Source organism: Haliea sp. (genome assembly GCF_040221975.1).
Taxonomy (GTDB): Bacteria; Pseudomonadota; Gammaproteobacteria; order Pseudomonadales; family Halieaceae; genus Haliea.
The window spans coordinates 246,474-265,886 of sequence record NZ_JAVJWR010000033.1; the positions used below are offsets into that span (position 1 = coordinate 246,474).

Annotated in this window: 18 protein-coding genes and 1 other RNA gene; 11 read left to right on the forward strand and 8 right to left on the reverse strand. The window is 65.5% G+C overall.

Annotation, left to right across the window (positions count from 1 at the left end):
• Positions 1-3 precede the first annotated feature (3 nt).
• From RLO07_RS16180 to RLO07_RS16200, 5 genes are read right to left on the reverse strand one after another with little or no spacing between them, the layout of a single operon-like run.
• Entirely contained in the window at positions 4-783 is a 780-nt protein-coding gene (locus tag RLO07_RS16180) for a WecB/TagA/CpsF family glycosyltransferase (protein WP_462293179.1), read from the reverse strand.
• Complete coding sequence (locus RLO07_RS16185; RefSeq protein WP_462293180.1) at positions 773-2,143, reverse strand: exopolysaccharide biosynthesis polyprenyl glycosylphosphotransferase; 1,371 nt, start codon at positions 2,141-2,143, stop codon at positions 773-775. Before RLO07_RS16185 ends, RLO07_RS16180 begins: the two co-directional genes overlap by 11 nt.
• Positions 2,143-3,579 (reverse strand): hypothetical protein, encoded by a 1,437-nt coding sequence (locus tag RLO07_RS16190; protein WP_462293181.1) that lies wholly within the window; start codon positions 3,577-3,579, stop codon positions 2,143-2,145. Before RLO07_RS16190 ends, RLO07_RS16185 begins: the two co-directional genes overlap by 1 nt.
• On the reverse strand, positions 3,576-4,784 hold the full coding sequence (locus tag RLO07_RS16195) for a hypothetical protein (protein WP_462293182.1): 1,209 nt from the start codon (positions 4,782-4,784) through the stop codon (positions 3,576-3,578). Before RLO07_RS16195 ends, RLO07_RS16190 begins: the two co-directional genes overlap by 4 nt.
• Positions 4,785-4,805: 21 nt before the next feature.
• Complete coding sequence (locus RLO07_RS16200; RefSeq protein ID WP_462293183.1) at positions 4,806-5,162, reverse strand: thioredoxin family protein; 357 nt, start codon at positions 5,160-5,162, stop codon at positions 4,806-4,808.
• A gap of 246 nt (positions 5,163-5,408) precedes the next feature.
• Between RLO07_RS16200 and RLO07_RS16205 the strand changes: the two genes are divergently transcribed.
• Positions 5,409-6,746, forward strand: a complete 1,338-nt coding sequence (locus RLO07_RS16205) for an AmpG family muropeptide MFS transporter (RefSeq protein WP_462293184.1) — start codon at positions 5,409-5,411, stop codon at positions 6,744-6,746.
• A 67-nt stretch (positions 6,747-6,813) separates the two neighbouring features.
• Here the strand turns inward: RLO07_RS16205 and RLO07_RS16210 are convergent, their stop codons facing one another.
• The 3 genes from RLO07_RS16210 to RLO07_RS16220 are packed head-to-tail and all read right to left on the reverse strand — an operon-like array spanning position 6,814 to position 11,697.
• Positions 6,814-7,440, reverse strand: coding sequence for a TetR/AcrR family transcriptional regulator (locus RLO07_RS16210; protein ID WP_462293185.1), 627 nt, complete (start codon positions 7,438-7,440; stop codon positions 6,814-6,816).
• Positions 7,437-10,568 (reverse strand): efflux RND transporter permease subunit, encoded by a 3,132-nt coding sequence (locus tag RLO07_RS16215; RefSeq protein WP_462293186.1) that lies wholly within the window; start codon positions 10,566-10,568, stop codon positions 7,437-7,439. Before RLO07_RS16215 ends, RLO07_RS16210 begins: the two co-directional genes overlap by 4 nt.
• A 1-nt stretch (position 10,569) precedes the next feature.
• On the reverse strand, positions 10,570-11,697 hold the full coding sequence (locus RLO07_RS16220) for an efflux RND transporter periplasmic adaptor subunit (RefSeq protein WP_462293187.1): 1,128 nt from the start codon (positions 11,695-11,697) through the stop codon (positions 10,570-10,572).
• Positions 11,698-11,895: 198 nt separating this feature from the next.
• Between RLO07_RS16220 and ffs the strand changes: the two genes are divergently transcribed.
• The 10 genes from ffs (at position 11,896) to RLO07_RS16270 (ending at position 19,412) form a co-directional block, all read left to right on the forward strand.
• Positions 11,896-11,992, forward strand: an RNA gene (gene ffs / locus RLO07_RS16225) — signal recognition particle sRNA small type.
• Between the two features lie 69 nt (positions 11,993-12,061).
• On the forward strand, positions 12,062-13,834 hold the full coding sequence (dnaX, locus tag RLO07_RS16230; protein WP_462293188.1) for a DNA polymerase III subunit gamma/tau: 1,773 nt from the start codon (positions 12,062-12,064) through the stop codon (positions 13,832-13,834).
• Between the two features lie 9 nt (positions 13,835-13,843).
• A complete protein-coding gene (locus RLO07_RS16235) occupies positions 13,844-14,164 on the forward strand; it encodes a YbaB/EbfC family nucleoid-associated protein (RefSeq protein WP_462293189.1) in 321 nt (106 codons plus the stop codon).
• Positions 14,165-14,183: 19 nt separating this feature from the next.
• A complete protein-coding gene (gene recR, locus RLO07_RS16240) occupies positions 14,184-14,792 on the forward strand; it encodes a recombination mediator RecR (protein ID WP_462293190.1) in 609 nt (202 codons plus the stop codon).
• Positions 14,793-14,794: 2 nt separating this feature from the next.
• On the forward strand, positions 14,795-15,907 hold the full coding sequence (gene rnd / locus RLO07_RS16245; protein WP_462293191.1) for a ribonuclease D: 1,113 nt from the start codon (positions 14,795-14,797) through the stop codon (positions 15,905-15,907).
• Positions 15,904-16,194: a YcgL domain-containing protein gene (locus tag RLO07_RS16250; RefSeq protein WP_462293192.1), complete on the forward strand. Its 291-nt coding sequence runs from the start codon at positions 15,904-15,906 to the stop codon at positions 16,192-16,194. The genes rnd and RLO07_RS16250 overlap by 4 nt, the downstream gene beginning before the upstream one ends.
• The gene (locus RLO07_RS16255; protein WP_462293193.1) at positions 16,187-16,630 is read left to right on the forward strand and encodes a YcgN family cysteine cluster protein; all 444 of its coding nucleotides are present in this window, start codon (positions 16,187-16,189) and stop codon (positions 16,628-16,630) included. Before RLO07_RS16250 ends, RLO07_RS16255 begins: the two co-directional genes overlap by 8 nt.
• Positions 16,630-16,980 (forward strand): hypothetical protein, encoded by a 351-nt coding sequence (locus RLO07_RS16260; protein WP_462293194.1) that lies wholly within the window; start codon positions 16,630-16,632, stop codon positions 16,978-16,980. Before RLO07_RS16255 ends, RLO07_RS16260 begins: the two co-directional genes overlap by 1 nt.
• A 14-nt stretch (positions 16,981-16,994) precedes the next feature.
• Positions 16,995-18,506: a vWA domain-containing protein gene (locus RLO07_RS16265; RefSeq protein WP_462293195.1), complete on the forward strand. Its 1,512-nt coding sequence runs from the start codon at positions 16,995-16,997 to the stop codon at positions 18,504-18,506.
• A 60-nt stretch (positions 18,507-18,566) separates the two neighbouring features.
• Entirely contained in the window at positions 18,567-19,412 is an 846-nt protein-coding gene (locus RLO07_RS16270; protein WP_462293196.1) for an AAA family ATPase, read from the forward strand.
• Position 19,413 lies beyond the last annotated feature (1 nt).

Sequence of the window (19,413 nt, forward strand, 5' to 3'; positions counted from 1 at the left end):
GGGTCAGCGGCGCCCCTGGGCGAGGGCGCGCCGCAACTTCACTGTGGGCCACAGCAGCGACCATGGGGTGACCAGGTAGCGGTACCAGAGTCGGCGCGGGTCGAGCAGCAGGCGGTACAGCCCGCCGAGGCCGATGCGGCTGAGATACAGTGGTGGCCTGGCCTGCAGTCCAGTGTAATAGTCCAGTGTCCCCCCCGCCTGCAGCATGGCGCCGGCGTCGAGCTGCGCGCGGTGGCGCAAGAGCCAGGCTTCCTGCCGCGGCATGCCCATACCCACCAGCAACAGGTCGGGGCGAAACTGGTTGATGGCGCTGATGGTCTCTGCCTCTGCCAGGTCGTAGCCGTGTTGCAGCCTGGCCCTGAGCTGTGGATAGTCCCGCGCCAGCCAGGCTCGCGCGCGTTCGGCAGCCAATGGTGATCCGCCCAGGTAATATACGCTCAGGTTGGCGCTTTGCAGCCACTCCAACAGCGTCGGCAGGCTGTCCATCAGAGTAAAGCGTTGTGCCGCGGACGTATCAAAGCCCGCCGCGCGCAGCAACCAGAGCACCGCCACGCCATCCACGTAGCAACGCTGGCAACTGCGGTAGAATTCACGGACCGTTGGCTCCCGCTGGCAAAGAACAAGGCTGTGCAGGTTGTGATGGCCCAGCAGCAGGCCCCGCTCGCCGTTATGCCACCGCTGCTGCAGCCAGGCGAGCAGTTCTGCCAGGGTGGAAGGGGCCAGTGCAGTGCCCGCGAATTCCACCAGTGCGGGGCTCGTGAAAACATTCTCCTCAGTAGGCATTGTGGCGCCAACCACGCAGCGCCGTGCGCAGGAGAATTGTCAGGTCCAGCCACAGAGACCAGTGCTCAATGTAGTAGAGGTCGTAGTCCAGTCTCTGCTGCATTTTGTCGAGGGTGTCGGTTTCCCCGCGCAAACCGTGAATCTGGGCCCACCCGGTGATTCCGGGCTTGACCCGGTGTCGCTGCATGTAGGCATTGATCTGGTACCGAAAGTTCTCGTTGAGGGATACCGGGTGTGGCCGTGGTCCCACCAGGGACATCTCCCCACGCAGTACATTCAGCAACTGCGGCAGTTCATCAAGACTGTTGCGTCGCAGGAAGGCACCCAGCCGGGTAATCCGGGGGTCGTTCGGGCGCGCCTGGCGTTCGTCGGTTTGCTGCTGGTACACCATGGTCCGGAACTTGAACACCTGGATAATCCGGCCGTCGCTGCCGTGGCGCGGTTGCCGAAACAGCGCTGGCCCGGGTGAGTCCAGCCGTACCAGCAGGCCGAGCAGGAGCAGAAATGGCCCCAGCAGGAACAGCAAGCACGTTGAAACGCTGCGGTCAAAGGCTTCCTTGAGCAGCGCGTCGGGACCATCCAGGGGGGTCGCATTGAGTTCGATCAGCGTGACTCCCGCCACCTCGGTAATGCTGTGACCCACCAACCGCAGCAGACTCGCATCGGGGACCACCCGCAGTGGCACGCTGCTCAATTGCAACGCCAGTGGCAGGATATCCTCGTCGCCGGCGGGACTGTTGTCCGCTGCCAGCCACAGCTCGGTAACGGCGGGTTCTGCCGCGAGCACATCTGCAAGCTGCAGCAGCGTGCCCAGTACCGGTGCGGGCAGGTCCCCCCTTGGCGTCTCCTGCAACAGTGATATGAAGCCCGCAACCGCAGCGCTGCCGTGCTGTGCCCGCAGGGACCGTGCAGCGTCCCGGGCGCGGAGGCCACTCCCGAGCAACACCACCCGTAACGGATTGACGGCACTTGTGCGGGCGACCAGCAGGCGCCAGAGCGCCATCAGCGCGATGCCAAGCAGGACCCAGCTGCCCATCCAGATGCGGGAGAAATCTGCCGTCGTCTTGGTCAAGGTGGCGGCGAGCATGAGGCTGCCGTACAGCAGCGCCAGACCCGGTGCCGCCACGCGCAATCCTGCGCCCGGCTGCAACCAGCCCGGGCGCAGGTAAGCCCGGGTCGCGGGCAGCCACAACAGGGCCAGCAGTACCGCCAGCAGCAGGGCCAGCTGGTAGTGAGGTTCCATTGTCTCGTGGTGGGGGAAGCGCAGGTGGAACGCACCATAGCCAGCGGCACAGAGGGCCGTGGCGTCGAGCAGCGGCGCCAGTCGTGCCAGTCGCGATTCCCGCCCGCGGCCAGCCATCAGCGGGACGAGTCCGGCGCCAGTATTGGCGCGAGCTGGGCAAAGGCCACATACACCGCCAGCGGCGCCAGGTAGAGGAGAGTGCGATTGAGGGTCACAAAGTTTGCTGCTTCCTTGAAATAGTGGGTGAACCCGAACAGGAACAACAGCAGGCCGAAGCCCGCCACCAGCACCAGCAGGGCAATGCTGTGCAGGCTCGCCAGTCCGCGCCAGGCCAGTCCCGCGAGCAGGCAGGTCGGCAGCAACAGCCACAACAGGTGCCAGTTGGCTTGCACGAACAATGCCTGCCACAGGTAGGGTAGCAGTGGGCGCGGCGCCAGTGTGAGTGTGGGCAGGGTCCACGGCAGGTCCAGCACCAGCAGCGCGTCCAGTTCCGCGACGCGCGGGTGCAGGCCCAGCAGGAGCCCCAGCAACAACAGGGTACAGACCGTCGCTGCCGAGGCCAGCAACCAGCGAGCAGGAGGGCGCCAGAGCAGGATCACCGCCGCCCCCAGCAGCAGCGCACCAAAACCGAGCCCGGGAGTCTTCAACAGGGCGCACATGAGCGCCAGGGTGATGGCCAGCAGGCCGTGGCGCCAGGCGCCAGTATGCTGCCAGTGGGCCAATGCCATGGCGCCAAGACCGAAGGCCGCGCCCAGCCACAGATCGGCATAGCCCGCCAGAGTGCTGTGGGTAGTGAGGAGGGGCTGGCTCAACAAGGCATAGAGCGCCAGCGCCGTTGCCCAGTGCGGCAGATCCAGTGCTCGCAGATGTCCCCACAGGGCCAGGGCGCAGGCGCCGGGCAGTAGCAGCCAGGGCAGATAGAGCAGTGTATGGTCGTAGCTGTCAGCTCCCAGCATCTGCCACAACAATAGCAAAGGTATCGCGGGCGGATAATCACCGGCGCGCCAGTTGCCGAGGGTGTAGAGTTCAGTGGCTGGAGGTGCGGCCAGCCACGCGTCAGGGGTGCCGAAGGCAGTGAGCTCCCCGTGCTGGAACCATACCACCGCCCGAGGTACCCAGTTCATCCACGCATCCCAGGCAAACAGGGGCCGCAGTGCCATTTCCTGGGCCATTGCGCTGCCGCGAACCGTCAGGAATAACAGCAACGGCAACAACCACAGCATGTGCCGCCAGTGAACCCTCATCGCACCTGGCCAAAGCGGGTGTGAACGTCGCTGACGCTGGAACCTGCGCAACCACGGCAGGCTGCCCAGCACGGTGACGCCGCCGAGCAGAGCCGCCAGCGGCGCGAAGGCGAAGGTTAAACCTGCCGCGTCCCAGCCCAGCAGCAGTATCACCACCAGCAGTTGTCCCAGCAGGTATCCGTGGCCCAGCAAGAGGCTCAGGGGAGCCGCCCCGATGATCACTCGCGCCGCGACTGCTCCCGCGCACCAGGGCAGCAAGGTAGCGACCAGCAGTCCAGGAAGATTTATCTCCTCCAGCAATGGCATCATCGACGCTGCCCCGTCGCGACAGGCGGTAGTTCCCGGGTCAGGCGAAACAGGCGTCCCAGCTCATGCTGGCTGAGCATGAGTGCCTGCCAGCGCTGGTTGTTACCTGTGAGCAGGCCGCTGGCGGGGTCGTAGTGCAGCCCCTCCAGCGCGCCGAACTGCAACACATAGTCGCCGGGGCGCATCTCGCCGACCGGCAGCAGGGTCGAGCCATAGTTATAGATGTTCAGGGGCAGCAGGTGAAACTGCAGGCGCAGGCGCTGGTAATTGTGGCCGCGGGAATCGTGCAGCAGGAATAAGCGTTGCTGTGGATCCGCAGGCACCAATGTCCGCAATTCCTGTGCATAATTGAACAGCGCCGAGTCGAGGTCACGCTGGTGTTTAGTCTGCTGGTCCAGGCCGCCGAACTGATCGCGGGAGAGCGCCACGCGGGTGTTGAGCTGCCCCTGCCACAGCAGATCCAGTACCAGCCAGGGCAGGAACAGCACCAGCAACCCCGCGGCGACGACGGTACGCCGGGACAGGCGCAGCACTGCCGCAGCAATGACCAGCAGAAGCAGCGCGATCGCGACTCCCAGCGCGGCTACGGCGTTGGGGTGTGCGACCGCCGCTGGCGGAATTCCCCGATGCAGGTTCATGGCCGAATGCAGCCAGGGTTGGAAGCTGCTCCACTCCGCGATCATGCGGGCCGCCATGCGTTCGCGGGTCACGCCATGGAAGGCAAGCTCTCGCAGTCGCAAGGGTTCTGTACCGGCCTCGCCAAAGACTCCTATCGCCACCTCCACCACTGTGCCGCGCCAGAACTCGCTGTGGCCCGGGGCGAACCATTGGGTTCCATCACGGTAATGATCCAGCTCCAGTGAACGCTGTCGGGTGGGCAGTTCAGCAGTACGCCAGAACAGGAACAGCCGCGACTCCGGGCGCAGGCCTTGCAGATGCAGGCGCAGCTGCGGGTAGCGAGAGGCATCGAAACGCGGATTGGCCCGGAACACCGCTGCATCCGTTTGCATGCGGGTGATCAGCAGCGCGTCACCCTCGGACCTGGCTTCTGCCGCGACGACCGGACTGAAGTCTGTGCCGAGCAACACCTGCGGCTCGGCGGCCTGCTTGCCCTCCGCCCAGTCTGGATACAGCAGCGGCAGCATCGTCCACAGCAATCCCGCTGCCAGCAGCAACACCGGAATGGATGTCAGGCAGGCTTTTTTCATGCTGCGGGCGTTTACCTGCCCCTAACGCAAGCGGGCACTGGACCCTTGTTCCGGGCGCTCTTTCCATGCCCTGGCCAAGAGCTCCTGCAGCGCCGTTGTGCTCGACGGACGCACCAGTCTGCCGACCTCTTGACCATCGCGGAGGCATACCAGTGTGGGCCACATCTTGACGCCGAAAGAGCGGCCCAGCGGTCGGCCCTTGCCGTCCTCCAGCCTGAGGTGGCGCAACGCTGGATGCTCCGCAATTGCCGCGCTGATGATGGGTTGCGCCGCCTGGCAGTGCCCGCACCAGTCAGTGCCGAATTCCAGCAGGGTCAGGCCGGGTAGCGCATCGATCTCGGCGCGGGTCGGGTTTACAGGGTTGTATGGATCGGTCACTGGACTCTCTCATGTCTGGATGCAGTGGGGGACGACCGGGAAATCGCGTCCAGAATACGCCATTCCCCGACGTTTGCACCAGACCCCGCACCCGCTATGATGTAGCGCCTCGCAGCCACCCCGGAAGAAGCGTCCAATGGATAACCGCATTTCAGTCATGGGCTGGATCGCCCGCACCCAGATTGCTGCCGCTGTCGGTAATGCCGGGAGCCTGGGGCGGCTGGCATCCGGAGCAGCCGCAAAGCCGTGACCGGGCCTGCAGCCGAACCCGCCCCCGAAGGCCTGCGCGTCTATCTCAATCCCCGGGTCATCGGCATGCTGTTCCTCGGCTTTTCTGCCGGCCTGCCGCTGCTGCTGGTGGGGGGGACGTTCAGCGCCTGGCTGCGTGATCTGGGCGTCGAGCTGACGGCTATAGGCTTTCTCAGTTGGGTCGGCATGGCCCATTCCATCAAGGTATTATGGGCGCCGCTAATCGATCGCGCCCAGTTGCCGCTGCTCAGCCGGCTGCTGGGGCGGCGGCGGGCCTGGATGCTACTGGCGCAAGTGGTGATCGCCACGGCCCTGTTGGGCATGGCCTTCACCGACCCGCGGGAGCAACTGGGTCTGGTGGCCCTGTGGGCGATACTGGCCGCCTTCGGCTCCGCCAGCCAGGACGTCGCCATTGACGCCTACCGAGTGGAAGCGGAGGCAAAGCACCGCCAGGGAGCGATGGCGGCCACCTACGTGACCGGCTACCGGGTGGCGATCCTGGCGGCGGGGGCGGGGGCGCTGCACCTCGCCAATCTCGACAGCTGGTCGCTGGCCTATGGCGTCATGGGGCTGTTGATGGCGGTGGGCATCGTCACCACCCTGGTGATCGCCGAGCCGACGGTTGCGGTGAACCAGACTACGCTGCAGTTCGAGCAGCGGGTGACCGACTACCTGGCCACTACTGTGCACCGGGGCTGGCGCCGGGACATGCAGGCCTGGCTCATCGGCGCCGTGGTGTGCCCGTTTGCGGAGTTCTTCCAGCGCTATGGCCGCGTAGCGCTGCTGATTCTCGCTTTCATCGCGACCTTTCGGCTCACTGATATCTTCATGGGGGTCATGGCCAACCCTTTTTATCTGGACCTCGGTTTCAGCAAGGCCCAGATTGCCAATATCGCCGCCGCCTTCGGTCTCGGCATGACCCTGCTGGGCGCCGTGGTGGGCGGCTTGCTGGTGGCCCGTTTCGGTATCGCCCGCATTCTGCTCCTGACCGCTTTCATGGCGCCGGCTACCAACCTGGCCTTTGCCTGGCTGGCGTTCATCGGCCCGGAAACCCATGGCCTGGTGCTGGCGATCATGGCCGACAATGTTTCCGGCGGGCTGGCGATCTCGGTGTTTATCGCCTACCTCTCCAGTCTCACCAACACCGCCTATACTGCCACCCAGTACGCCCTGTTCAGTTCGCTGATGACCCTGCCCGGGCAGTTGCTGGCGGGTTTCACCGGGATGCTGGCGGAGTTGGTGGGCTGGGTACCGTTCTTTTTCATTACCGCCGCCACCGGCTTGCCGGCAATCATCCTGGCGTTCGTACTGTTGCGGGTGGCTCGCCCCGGCTAGCGGGCAACCTGTCCAGAGTCTCCACCGTTCACGCCCACCGGCAGAACCTGGGGGAAGGGTGGGCAGTTCACGCTCCTCGTCGTACACCTTCCAGAAAGGTTTGGGTGCTGCTTTCCAGCAGGGAGTACACATCCGCCTGGGGCAGGAAGCGCTCGACGTGGCCGTGCATGGCGATGCCGCTGAGACCGTGCGCCATGGCCCAGAGCTTGATCGACAGGGTCAGGGCATCTTCCCCATCGCGGCCGCTACGCTGACACCAGGCCTCCACCGTGGCTACCAGCAGGTAGAATCCGGAGCTTCGCAGTTCGTTTTCGACGTCGTCAACGAAACGCTTGTCGCGGTCTCCCCACATCAGGTCATAGAACTGCGGGTGGCCGGTGACAAAGCGGATATAGGCCTGACCCAGGGCAACGATGGCTTCGATGCTGCCGCGCTCCTGGTTGCGGGTCACCGCATCCATCTCCTGGCTCAGGGCGAAGAAGGCGAACTCCAGCACGGCATCGAGGAGCGCGGCCTTGTCCCTGAAATGGCGGTAGGGCGCTGCGCTGCTGACGCCGGCGCGGCGTGCAGCGTCGATCATGGCAAAGTCGAGGCTGCCGCTCTCCTCGATCAATTCCGCTGCAGCGATGATCAGCGCGTTGCGCAGATCACCGTGATGGTACCCGCGGGGCTGCACTTTTGGTTTCCCGGTCATCGCTGGAGTTCCCCCGCGGCGGCTGTAGCAGGCGCTGGAAACAGGCCCGGCCGCCGGCGCAGCAACAGGAACAGTTGCGGCACCAGGAAGAAGGAGACTACGGTGGACAACAACACGCCGCCGGCAATTGCCATGGCAAAGGGCGGCCAGAACTGGCTCCCCTCCAGGATCAGGGGCAGGAAGCCGCCGAAAGTGGTAATGGTGGTGGAGACAATGTGGCGGCTGGAGTCCATCACCACGCCGCGAATGGCGTGAAGCCCGCCCGCCATGGCGCCCGGTTCGAGCTGCAGGGCGGTCATGATGATGATCGCTGCATTGATGGACACGCCGATGGAGCCGATAACCCCAATCAGGGCCTGGATACCGAAGGGGTACTGGAAAACCGCCAGCGACAGCAGGCTCAGACCGGTGGAGCAGATGCACACCAGCACGGCCACCAGCGACAGGCGCCAGGAATTGAAGGTGAGCACGATGGTAGCCACGAGCATGGCGATGATCATCCCCATGGGTGCCATGATGCTGTCCACCACCCCGGCGCGCTCGTCGCTGTCACCGCCAAAGCCGACGCGGTAGCCCTCGGGGAGCGGAACGGGGTTCGCTTCCAGATCGGCCCGCAGGCGGGCCAGCGCCTCTTCCGGCAGCACTCCGCGGGTCAGGTAGGCCTGCACGATGTTGGTACGCTCACCGCGGGTGCGGCTGATGGGGCTGCGGGAAGGCACCAGCGTGAACTCGCCCAGACTCTGCAGGGCGACGCCGGGAATACCGCTTTCTGCGCCCGCGCCGTTACGCAGGGGCAGGTGCAGGGCGGCGATCTGGCCGGCGCTGCCCCAGCTCGCTTCCTCCAGCCGCGCCCGCACTGGCAGGCGTTCGGTGCCTTCCAGCACTTCGCCGCCGGTGATGCCGGTCAGGGCCGCGTCAAGCGCCGCGGCGACGTCGCGCCGCTGCAGGCCCGCCAGCCGCAGCCGGGTTTCGTCGGCCTCAAACACCAGCTTGGGCGCGCCGGCCACCAGGCTGGTATTGGTGTGGGTGACGTCTGGCAACTGCTCCAGCCGCAGTCTAAACTGCTCGCCAAGCGCCCTCAGCACATCCAGGTTGTCGCCATAGATTTCCACCTCCAGTGGCGCCATCACCGGTGGTCCCTGGTCGATACCGCGAACGATGATACGCGCCGCGGGGTAGTCCCGGTCCACCTCCCGCTGCAGGCGCCGGATCAGCGCATCGGTCTGTTTCGGGTCAGTGGTCAGCACCAGCGCCTCGGCCCAGCTGGGGATCCGCTCGCGGGTGCGGAACATGTTGTAGTAGAAGGCAGGCGCACTCTCGCCGATGGTCCAGTCCACCCGCCGGATCAACGGGTCCGCGCGCAGTTGTGCATCCAGCTTTTGTACCAGGGCGCTGGTGTCATTGATGGAGCGCCCGTCCGGCAGCTTCACCTGCAGATACATCTGGTCGCGATCGGTACCGGGGAAGAACTGTGCGGTCAGGGATGACAGGCACAGGAATCCCGTCAGCGGCAGCACCAGCGCCAGCGCCACGGAACTTCCGGGATTGCGCAGGGACCAGTCCAGGGTGCGCACCAGCAGACGCCCCGGGTGGCCACTGCGCACGCCCATTTCCCACCAGCGACCCGTGCGCTGCAGTCCCTTTGGCAGCAGCCAGGCCGCCAGTACCGGGGTCACGATCAGCGCCAACAAGAGCGAGCCGATCAGCATTACCACCACGGCGATGGCAATGGAGCTCATGAAGTCGCCGGCGGGCCCGGGCAGGATCACCATGGGCATGAAGGCCAGCACCGTCGTCGCGGTGGAGGAGAGCAGGGGCACCCGCAGGCGCGACACGGCGCCAGCGATGGAGGACAGGGGGCTGTCGCCGTGGTCCACCAGGCGCTTGCGGATTTCGTCGGTCATGACGATGGAGCCGTCCACGAGCAGCCCCAGCGCCACCACCAGGCCGCTGACCGACATCTGGTGAATGCCGATACCCAGCTGGTACAAAACCGCCACCGAAAACAGGGTGCACAGGGGCAGGATGCAGGCCACCACCACGGCCGCGCGCCAGCCCATCGTACACAGCAGTACCAACAGCACCAGCACGACTCCCACTGCCAGATTGATGGCGACACTTTGCAGGCGCTCGAGGGTATAGATACTCTGGTCGTAGCTGATCTCCAGGCTGATGCCCTGGGGCGCCAGCGCGCGGTAGTCATCCACAAAGTCGCTGAAGTCCCGGGCCCACTTGTCCACCTGGCGGCCGTCGAGCATGACCACACCTACCAGAATGCCCTCCCGGCCCTGTACCAGCGCCCGGGCTGCGGGTGGAGTAACTTCGGCGCGGTAGACCCGGGCGATGTCCCCCAGGCGCACGGCGCTGCCGTCGGTTTGCGCACGCAGAACGACTTCCCGCACCCGGGCGGTACTGCTGAACTCGCCACCGACCTCGATCAGGAAGTCATTGCCGGCCCCGGCACTGCGCCCGGCAGCTGTGCGCGGGTCGGCCGCCTGCAGGGCGGCAGCCACCTCATCCAGACCCAGGCCGCGGCTGATCAGTGCCTGTTCGTCGATGGCGACGCGGATTTCCTCCTCCGGTTCGCCGTACAGATCCACCAGTTCCGTGCCATTGAAATTGCGCGCGGCATCGGCAAAATCCAGCGCCACTCGATTGAGCAGGGACAGGGGTACCGTGACGGCGTCCTGTGCCCGCAGCGCGACAATGGCGGTGTAGGCGCTGAAACGGTCGTCGTCGAACACCGGTGGCGCCACGCCCGGGGGGAAGTGACTGGCGGCATCATCGATGGCGTAGCGGATCTCCGACCAGCTGCGCTCGATATCCTGCGCAGACAGGGTGTCCACCAGCTTCACCGTGATGCTGGAAATGCCACTGGCGGAAGTGGAGTTGAGTTCGTCGATCTCTGCGATCTGACGCAGTTCATCCTCCAGCGGCCGAGTGACGAGGGCTTCGACCCGGGCCGGATCGGCACCGGGGTAGACCGTGGTAACGATGGCGACAAAATTGGTTATGGTCGGGTCTTCCTGGCGAGCAATGGAGCGCAGGCTGGAGATACCCACCACCAGAATCACCAGCACCAGCAGGGTGAAGTAGCGGCCGTTGTTGTAGAAAATGCGCGCGAGCATCTCAGGACTCCAGCGGCTGTACCGGCGTGCCGGCTGCGATACGGTGAATGCCATCGGCTATCACTCGCTGGCCAGGCTGCAGAGTGCCGCGGACATAGGCTCGGTTGCCGTCGACATGCAGGACCTCCACCGCCTCGCGCTGCGCTACCGTGGCGCCGTCGTCACGCTGACCCAGACGCAGTACCGTCCAGATGCCGCGCTCGCCTTCCAGCAGGGCGCTGATCGGCAGCCAGCCGCCGGCGGCGGCCACTGTTTCCGAGAGCACCAGGGTGGCGATCTCACCGTCCAGTGCCGCGGCACCGGCTGGCAGGTCGAATACGGCGAGGGCAGTGCGGGTACGGGGATCGAGGTCCGCGCGCACTGCACTCAGGACCGCATCCACTGAGCCGCTGGGCAATTGCAGCGGATAGCGTTCCCCGGGCACAAGTGCAGCAACGTGACCGGCGGGGATGCCAATGCGCGCCTGCAGGGTACCGGCGGAAACCAGCTGCAACACCGGTGTGCCGACTGCCAGTACCGTGCCCGGATCGACGTCGCGTGCGGCGACGACGCCTTCATAAGGTGCGCGCAGAGTGGATTTCTCCAGGTCCAGATCAATACTGTGCAGTCGCGCAAGCAGAGCCTGGCGGCGGCTGGCGAGGGCCGCCGCGCCCAGGCGCGCTGCATCCGCATCCTGGGCGGAAATGGCGCCAGTGGCTTGCAGCCGGGTGCTGCGCTCGCTGCGCAGGCGCGCCAGCTCCAGGTCTGCCTCGACGCTGGCCAGGTCGGCGGCAGCCACCGCACGCTGCGCTTGCAGTTGCCGGGTGTCCAGTTGCGCGAGTGCTGCGCCGGCTGTCACATGCTCGCCTTCCCGGGCGCTCAGTGACAGCAGCAGTCCGGGCACCTCAAACGCCAACCGGGCACGGGCTCGGGCCTGCAGGAGTCCGGTCAGGCGCAGGGCCTGCTCGTAACTGTCCTGCTGCCGGAAAAGGGTAGTCGTGACCGGCAGCGGTGCTGATTGTGGATGTCCTGCGAGACTGGCGCGGAGCGTGATGGCGGTGGTCAGCAGCGCAGTGAGCCCGGCGGCGAGGCCAAGGCTGACCAGCAGCGTTCGACTACTGCCGGTGTTCGGGCGGGTGGAGCCTGGCATGGGGGCGACCAATGTTAGAGCGAATAACATAGATGTTATATCGACTAACATTGGTTGGCAAGCGACCCAATGACCGGCCGGGGGTACGGGATTTGTCGGCGGGTCTGGCGTTGGCATCGAACGCCCGGGAAGACCAGTGGCACCAACGTGACTTGCAGCACGGCAGGGTTTCGGGGAGAATGCGCCGCTTGGCGACCCGGGTGGTCCCCTCGCAACGCCAGGTAGCGAACCCCGCCAGGCCCGGAAGGGAGCAACGGTAGTTACTGGTGCGTGTGCCGGGGTGTGGCTGCTCGGGTTGCCTCTACTTTACCCCCTCCGCTTGCTTTGGTGTATCCTCTACGCTTTTCTGCAAGGCCCTTGTTCAATGTCGTATCAGGTTCTCGCCCGCAAGTGGCGCCCCCGCCGTTTCAGCGAAATGGTTGGTCAGGAACACGTCCTGCAGGCGCTCATCAATGCTCTGGACCATGACCGCCTGCACCATGCCTACCTGTTTACCGGCACCCGCGGCGTCGGCAAGACCACCATCGCCCGCATTCTCGCCAAAAGCCTCAACTGTGAAACTGGCGTCAGCTCCGAGCCCTGCGGCAACTGCAGTTCCTGCACCGAGATCGCCGAAGGCCGCAGCGTGGACTTGCTGGAGGTCGACGCTGCCTCCCGTACCAAGGTGGAAGACACCCGCGACCTGCTGGAAAACGTGCAATACGCGCCCACCCGCTCGCGCTACAAGGTGTACCTGATTGACGAGGTACACATGCTCTCCAACAGCAGCTTCAACGCCCTGCTGAAAACCCTTGAGGAGCCACCGCCGCACGTGAAGTTCCTGCTGGCGACCACGGACCCGCAGAAACTGCCCGCCACCGTGCTCTCGCGCTGCCTGCAGTTCAACCTGAAAAACATGGTGCCGGAGCAGATCGCAGGCCACCTGGCGCGGGTGCTGGAGGTGGAGATGATCCGCTTCGAGGAGCCTGCCCTGTGGCTGCTGGGCCGCGCCGCCGATGGCAGCATGCGCGATGCCCTGAGTCTCACCGACCAGGCAATCGCGTTTGGTTCCGGCAGCATCACCGAAGCCGGGGTTCGCAGCATGCTGGGCACGGTGGACATGAGCTTTGTCTATCAGCTGCTCGACGCGCTTGCGGCGGGAGAGCCGGCGGCCCTACTGGACACTGTGGCGCGCATGGCCGAGCACGCGCCGGACTTTGAATCCAGCCTCGAGGAAATGCAGTCGCTGCTGCACCGGATCACGGTGGCCCAGGTGCTGCCGGAACTGCGCGACAATAGCCGCGGTGACGCCGAGCGTATCGAGGCGCTGGCGGGCAGGCTGACTGCGGAAGACGTGCAGCTGTTCTACCAGATGGCGTTGAACGGCAAGCGTGACCTGCCGCATGCCGCGGATCCGCGCAGCGGCTTTGAGATGACCCTGCTGCGGATGCTGGCCTTCCGGCCGGCGCTGCTGCCGGATTCCGGCGCGGTCGGTGGCGATGATTCCTCCGCAGCAGGTGCGGGCTCGGGCTCGGGCAGTGCGACCCCAGCCGCCCCCGCCTCACAAAATGGCGCTAATGGCACTGCTTCCCGCCCAGTGCAACCGGTGCCGCAAGCCCGGTCCCCAGCGCCTGCGCCCGCCGCAGCGCCCCCGCCGATCCAGCCGCCTGCACCCGCTGCCGGGCCCGCGCCCGCACAGCTACCCCGGCCCGAACCGTCAGTCGCAGCCACACCCGCTTCTCGCATCGACCGCGCTACGGCGCCGTCGATGATGGCGCCCGAAGACTGGCCGGACCTGCTTGCCAGGCTTGGTCTTGCCGGTATCGTCCAGAATATCGCTTCCCACTGCGCGCTACAGGCTCAGCAGGGCACGGATTTTCAGTTCGTGCTGGACGAGAGCAACCTCGCCCTGTTCAACCCCGGGCACGCGGATCGTATCCGCCTGGCGCTGCAGAACTACTTCGACACCCCGGTGTCTGTTTCCATTGAGCCCGGCTGTCCACAGCTGGAAACCCCTGCCCAACGCAGCGCGCGTCGCGCCGCGGAGCGCCAGCTGGAAGCGGAGCAGGCCATCGAGCACGACCCGTTGCTGCAGCAGTTGATCCAGCGCTTTGACGGTGAACTGGACCGCGGCTCGATTACCCCCATGGATTCCTGAGGAGACGAGATGAAAGGCATCAATGATCTGATGCAGCAGGCCCAGAAGATGCAGGCTGACATGCAGAAGGCGCAAGAAGAACTGGCCAGGTCCGAGGTCACCGGCGAGGCCGCTGCGGGCCTGGTGATCGTGACCATGACCGGCCGTCACGACGTCAAGCGTGTGCGTATCGACGACAGCGTGCTCAGCGAGCCCAGGGAAGTGCTGGAGGATTTGCTGGCAGCGGCGGTCAACGACGCGGTGCGCAAGGTCGAGGCTCACAACAAGGAGGCCATGGCCGGACTCGCCTCGGGGATGAGTCTGCCCCCCGGCTTCAAGATGCCCTTCTGAGCTCCCTGTAGAGAACTGCATGAAATTCAGTCCCGCCCTCAGCAATCTGATGGATGCCCTGCGCTGTCTCCCCGGCGTCGGCCCCAAGTCCGCTCAGCGTATGACCCTGCATTTGCTGGAGCGCGACCGTGACGGCGCCCTGGCGCTGGCCGATGCGCTGCAGGTAGCCGTGGATCGGGTAGATCACTGCAGCCGCTGCCGCAACTTCACCGAGTTGGATGTCTGCGAAATATGCAGCGACCCGCGTCGGGACCACCACACCATCTGTGTGCTGGAAACCCCCGGCGATGTGCTGGCGGTGGAGCAGAGTGGCAGCTACCGGGGTCTCTACTTTGTCCTGATGGGGCACTTGTCGCCGATCGACGGCATCGGCCCGAAGGAAATTGGCCTCGATCGGTTCCAGGCCCGGGTGGTGGAGGAGGGTGTCACCGAAGTGATCCTGGCCACCAATCCCACAGTAGAGGGCGAGGCCACCGCCTACTACCTCTCGGACATGTTGCTGCCGCGGGGCATCAACGTGTCGCGCATCGCCCACGGCGTGCCTCTTGGCGGGGAGCTGGAATATGTCGATGGCAGTACCCTGGCCCACGCATTCAGCGGTCGCCGGCAGATGGCACAGGAGTCCTGAGCGTGGAGTGGAAATTGATCGAGAGTGACGCCGCCCTGGCGACACTGCTGGCCGAGCATGCAGGTGCCGAGGCCGTGGCGGTGGATACCGAATTCATGCGCACCAACACGTTCTATCCCGAGGTGGCGCTGGTGCAGCTCTGCTTTGGCGACAAGGCCTGGCTGGTCGACCCGCTGCCGCTGACCGATCTGGCGCCCTTGCGGGCCCTGCTGCAGGACCCGCGCACAATAAAAGTCCTGCACTCCGCCAGCGAGGACCTGGAGGTCTTCGATCGCTGGCTGGGCGTATTGCCGGAACCCCTGTTCGACACCCAGCGCGCCGCGGCCCTGGTCGATCACGGTTTCGGCATGGGTTACCGCGCCCTGGTGCTCGACCTGGAGGGCGTGGACCTGCCCAAGGGCGAGACCCGTTCGGACTGGCTGCAGCGTCCTCTGACCGCCTCCCAGTGCGAATACGCTGCCCAGGACGTGGCCCACCTGCTGCCGGTATGGCGCAAGCTGCAGGGTCTCTGTGTGGCCCAGGGCAAGCTGGACTGGGTGTTGGCGGACGGCGCCGACACGCTGGCAAACTTTCGCGCCGACAACCTCAATTTTGCCCACAGGATTAAATCTGCCTGGAAGCTGGACCGGCGCGCCACCGCGCGCCTGCACGCTCTCTGCGCCTGGCGCGAAGACACTGCTCGCAGCCGCAACAAGCCCCGGGGCTGGATCATCGATGACAACGCCTGCCTGGTGCTGGCCGAAACGGACCCGCAGAGTCTGGCGGCGGTCGAGCGCAGCGGCTGCCTGAGTCCCGGCGCCCTGCGCCGCGACGGCGAAGCCCTGCTGGCGCTGCTGGCGGCGCAGCGGGATCTGCCCGAGTCTGAGCTGCCGCCGCGCTTGCCGCAGCCGCTGGAGCCCGCTGAACGCAAACAGCTGCAGGCACTCAAGACCCGGGCGAAGATCATCGCCCGCGAACTGGGGGTGGCGCCGGAAGCACTGCTGCAGGCAAAAGACTACGAAATCCTGCTGCGCCAGCAACTCGGAGCGGAATTGCCGGATCCGCCGGCCTGGGGCGGCTGGCGTGCAGAGCGGGTGATCGCGCCACTGCGCCGGGTCCTGGAGGCCGCGACATGAAGCGCATCTGCCAGATTTTCCGCAGCCCGCGGAAGCCCGAAATGTATCTGTACGTGGACAAGACCATGGGGTTGGCTGAGGTGCCAGAGCTGCTGTTGGCCCAGTTTGGCGAGCCGCAACCGGTGATGGTGCTGGCCCTGGATGCCGGCCGCAAGCTGGCGCGGGTGCAGGCAGCGGAAGTCCTGGAGAAAATCGAGAGCCAGGGTTTCTTTCTGCAGATGCCGCCGACCGACGCTGAACTGCTGCAGCGCGAGAGTGCGCGTGTGCGGGATAGCGCAGGTGGCTGACTGGTGGCAGCAACCCCTCGCCGCGTTAACCGCGGCGCAGTGGGAGGCATTGTGCGATGGCTGCGGTCGTTGCTGCCTGCACAAGCTGCAGGATGAGGACAGTGGCGAGGTGTTCTATACCCGCATCAGCTGCCGCTACCTGGATACGGACAGCTGCCGCTGCAGCCAGTACCCGCGCCGCAGTGCGCTGGTGCCGGACTGCGTCACCCTGACTCCGGACAACCAGGCGGCGCTGGACTGGCTGCCGCCCACCTGCGCCTATCGGCTGCGAGCCCGGGGTGAGCCCCTGCGCGAGTGGCATCCACTGCTATCGGGCGATCCAGACTCGGTGCACCGCGCCGGTATCTCCGTCCGCGGGCGCGTCCTGCCGGAGGAGCATGTGCATCCGGACAGCCATGAGGAGCACATAGTACACTGGGTCGAGGAGGAGCGATAATGCTGGAGGATCAGGGCTATCTCACGGCGCTGGCAGTCTACACAGGTTCCGCCGTATTGGCGCTCGGCGCCCTGTTCCTGTGGCTGCGGCGTAGCTGGCGGCCGGTCTGGCGCTGGCTGCTGCTGCTGACCGGACTGGCCCTGCTGCTGACCCCGGCCTATCCTTATGAAGGAGTTGACACTTTGGCGCCGGCGTTGATCGTCGCCGCCTTCCAGCTTTTGACCGCAGGGCCAGAGGCCGCCCAGCACGCGTTGCGACCCCTGGCTGTCGCCGTGGCGCTGGCGCTGCTGCTGACGCTGCTCCTGCGCATTCTTGTCCTGCGCAAACCCCGGGTCGCCAAAAGGCCCTGAAAGGAGGATTCATCATGCCCAAGCTGAGCACGAAAGCACCCGTTTGGCTGACTGTGGCGCTGTTGCTGCTGGCCACTTTGCTGCCCGCTGCCAGGCTCCACGCCCAGGCGCCGCTGGGGCCGCAACCGGACCTGCGGCTGCTGATCGACATCTCCGGCAGCATGAAAGAGTCGGATCCCGACAACCTGCGAGGCCCGGCGCTGGAGCTGATCGTGCGGCTGTTGCCAGAGGGCGCCCGCGCCGGCGTCTGGATTTTTGGCGAAAGCGTCGAGCAGATCGTGCCCCATGCCACGGTCAACGCCGCTTGGCGGGAGCAGGCCCTGGAGGCGGTAGCGCGGATCGATAACTCGGGCCAGCGTACCAATATTCCCTCTGCCCTGGCCGCGGCCACCTATGATCTCGGCAGCCTCAGCTCCGCCTACCGCACCAGCATCGTGCTGCTGACCGACGGCAAGGTGGATGTATCGCCTTCGCCCATGGCGAATGCCGCCGCGGCCCGTGACCTGTTGGCGGATACCGCCCCCGACCTGGGTGCCACCGGGATTCCGGTGCATACCATTGCGCTCTCGGACGAGGCCGACTGGACTTTCCTGCGGGCACTCGCGGATACCACCGCCGGTATTGCCGAGAAGGCCGAAACCGCCGCCGAGCTGACCGGGATTTTCGTCCAGTCCCTGGAAATGGTTGCGCCCTCGGCGCGGGTGCCGGTGGTAGGCAACATTTTCCTCATTGATGACAGTGTCGACGAGTTTACTGCGCTCGTGTTCTACGACCAGCCGACCACCGACGTCACCCTGACCAGCCCCGGTGAAGAGGAATACCATCCGGACGAGAAGCGCGACGGCGTCGAATGGTTCCGCAGCGGCCAGTTTGCGCTGGTAACGGTCACTGCGCCGGAGCGTGGCGCCTGGACCCTGGCGGTGCCCGACGGCGCCCGCAGCCGGGTATCGGTGATATCGGATCTGCAACTGGAAGTCGATCCGCTGCCCAACAGTCTGCCCGCGGACCGGGTCACGGAGCTGGGCATCCGCCTGCGCGACAGTGGCGAAGTCATCACCAGTCAGGACCTGATGCAGCTGTTTGCCATCAGTGTGCTGATTACCGGCCCCGACGATTTCCGCGAAACCATAGACGTCACCGGCACCTATCCGCTGCCCGCGACCGGCGAGTACCGGGTCAGCATTCCCGCGTTCGAACGCGGGGGGCGCTATCAATTGCTGGTGGAACTGAAGGGGGAGACCCTGGAACGTGAGCTGCCCCTGTACGTGGAGGTGATTGCCCCCGAGGCTGCCCCCACCATCAGCACCCGGCCGCCGGATGTTCCCGAGGAAGACCTCAAGGGCCCGGCCCTGAGCCTGGCGGCCATCGTGCTGGCCGCGATTGCGATCGGCGCTTTCGTGTACTGGCGCCGACGCCGGCGCAAACTCGAGATCTGGCAGCGCCGCTTCAACCAGGACGGCGACGCGGCCGCGGACGCGGAGGTACGCGGCATGCGCGCGGACGCGGACGCTGACAAAGCGCCTTGATTCGCGCGGCCGCCGTCGCTACCCTTGGCCGCTTTGTTTTTGACTGCTGATGGACTGACTATGAAATTTGAGGGAACCGAACGCTACGTTGCCACGGACGACCTGCGGATGGCGGTCAACGCCGCCGTCACCCTGCAGCGGCCGCTGCTGATCAAGGGCGAGCCCGGCACCGGCAAGACCATGCTCGCGGAGGAGGTGGCCCTGGGGCTGGGCAAGCGCCTGATCCAGTGGCACATCAAGTCCACCACCAAGGCCCAGCAGGGCCTCTACGAGTACGATGCCGTATCCCGCCTGCGCGACTCCCAGCTCGGCGATGCCAAGGTCCAGGACATTGCCAACTACATCAAGAAGGGCAAGCTGTGGGAGGCCTTCGAGGCAGATGAGCAGGTGGTACTGCTGATCGACGAGGTGGACAAGGCCGACATCGAGTTCCCCAACGACCTGCTGGTGGAGCTGGACCGGATGGAATTCTTCGTCTATGAAACCGGCGAGACCATCAAGGCGAAACAGCGTCCGATCATCATCATCACCAGCAACAACGAGAAGGAACTGCCGGACGCCTTCCTGCGCCGCTGCTTCTTCCACTTCATCAACTTCCCCGACCGCGACACCATGCGCAAGATCATCGACGTGCACCACCCGGGCATTGCCCAGGCCCTGGTGCAGGAAGCAATGGAAGTGTTCTTCGACCTGCGCTCGATTCCGGGGCTGAAGAAAAAGCCCTCCACCTCGGAGCTGATCGACTGGCTGAAGCTGATTCTGGCCGACGACATTCCCGATGAAGTACTGAAGAACCGCGATGCCAGCAAGGCCATTCCGCCCCTGTACGGCGCCCTGCTGAAAAACGAGCAGGATGTGCACCTGCTGGAGCGTTTGGCCTTCATGCACCGCCGGGAAAGCCGCTAGC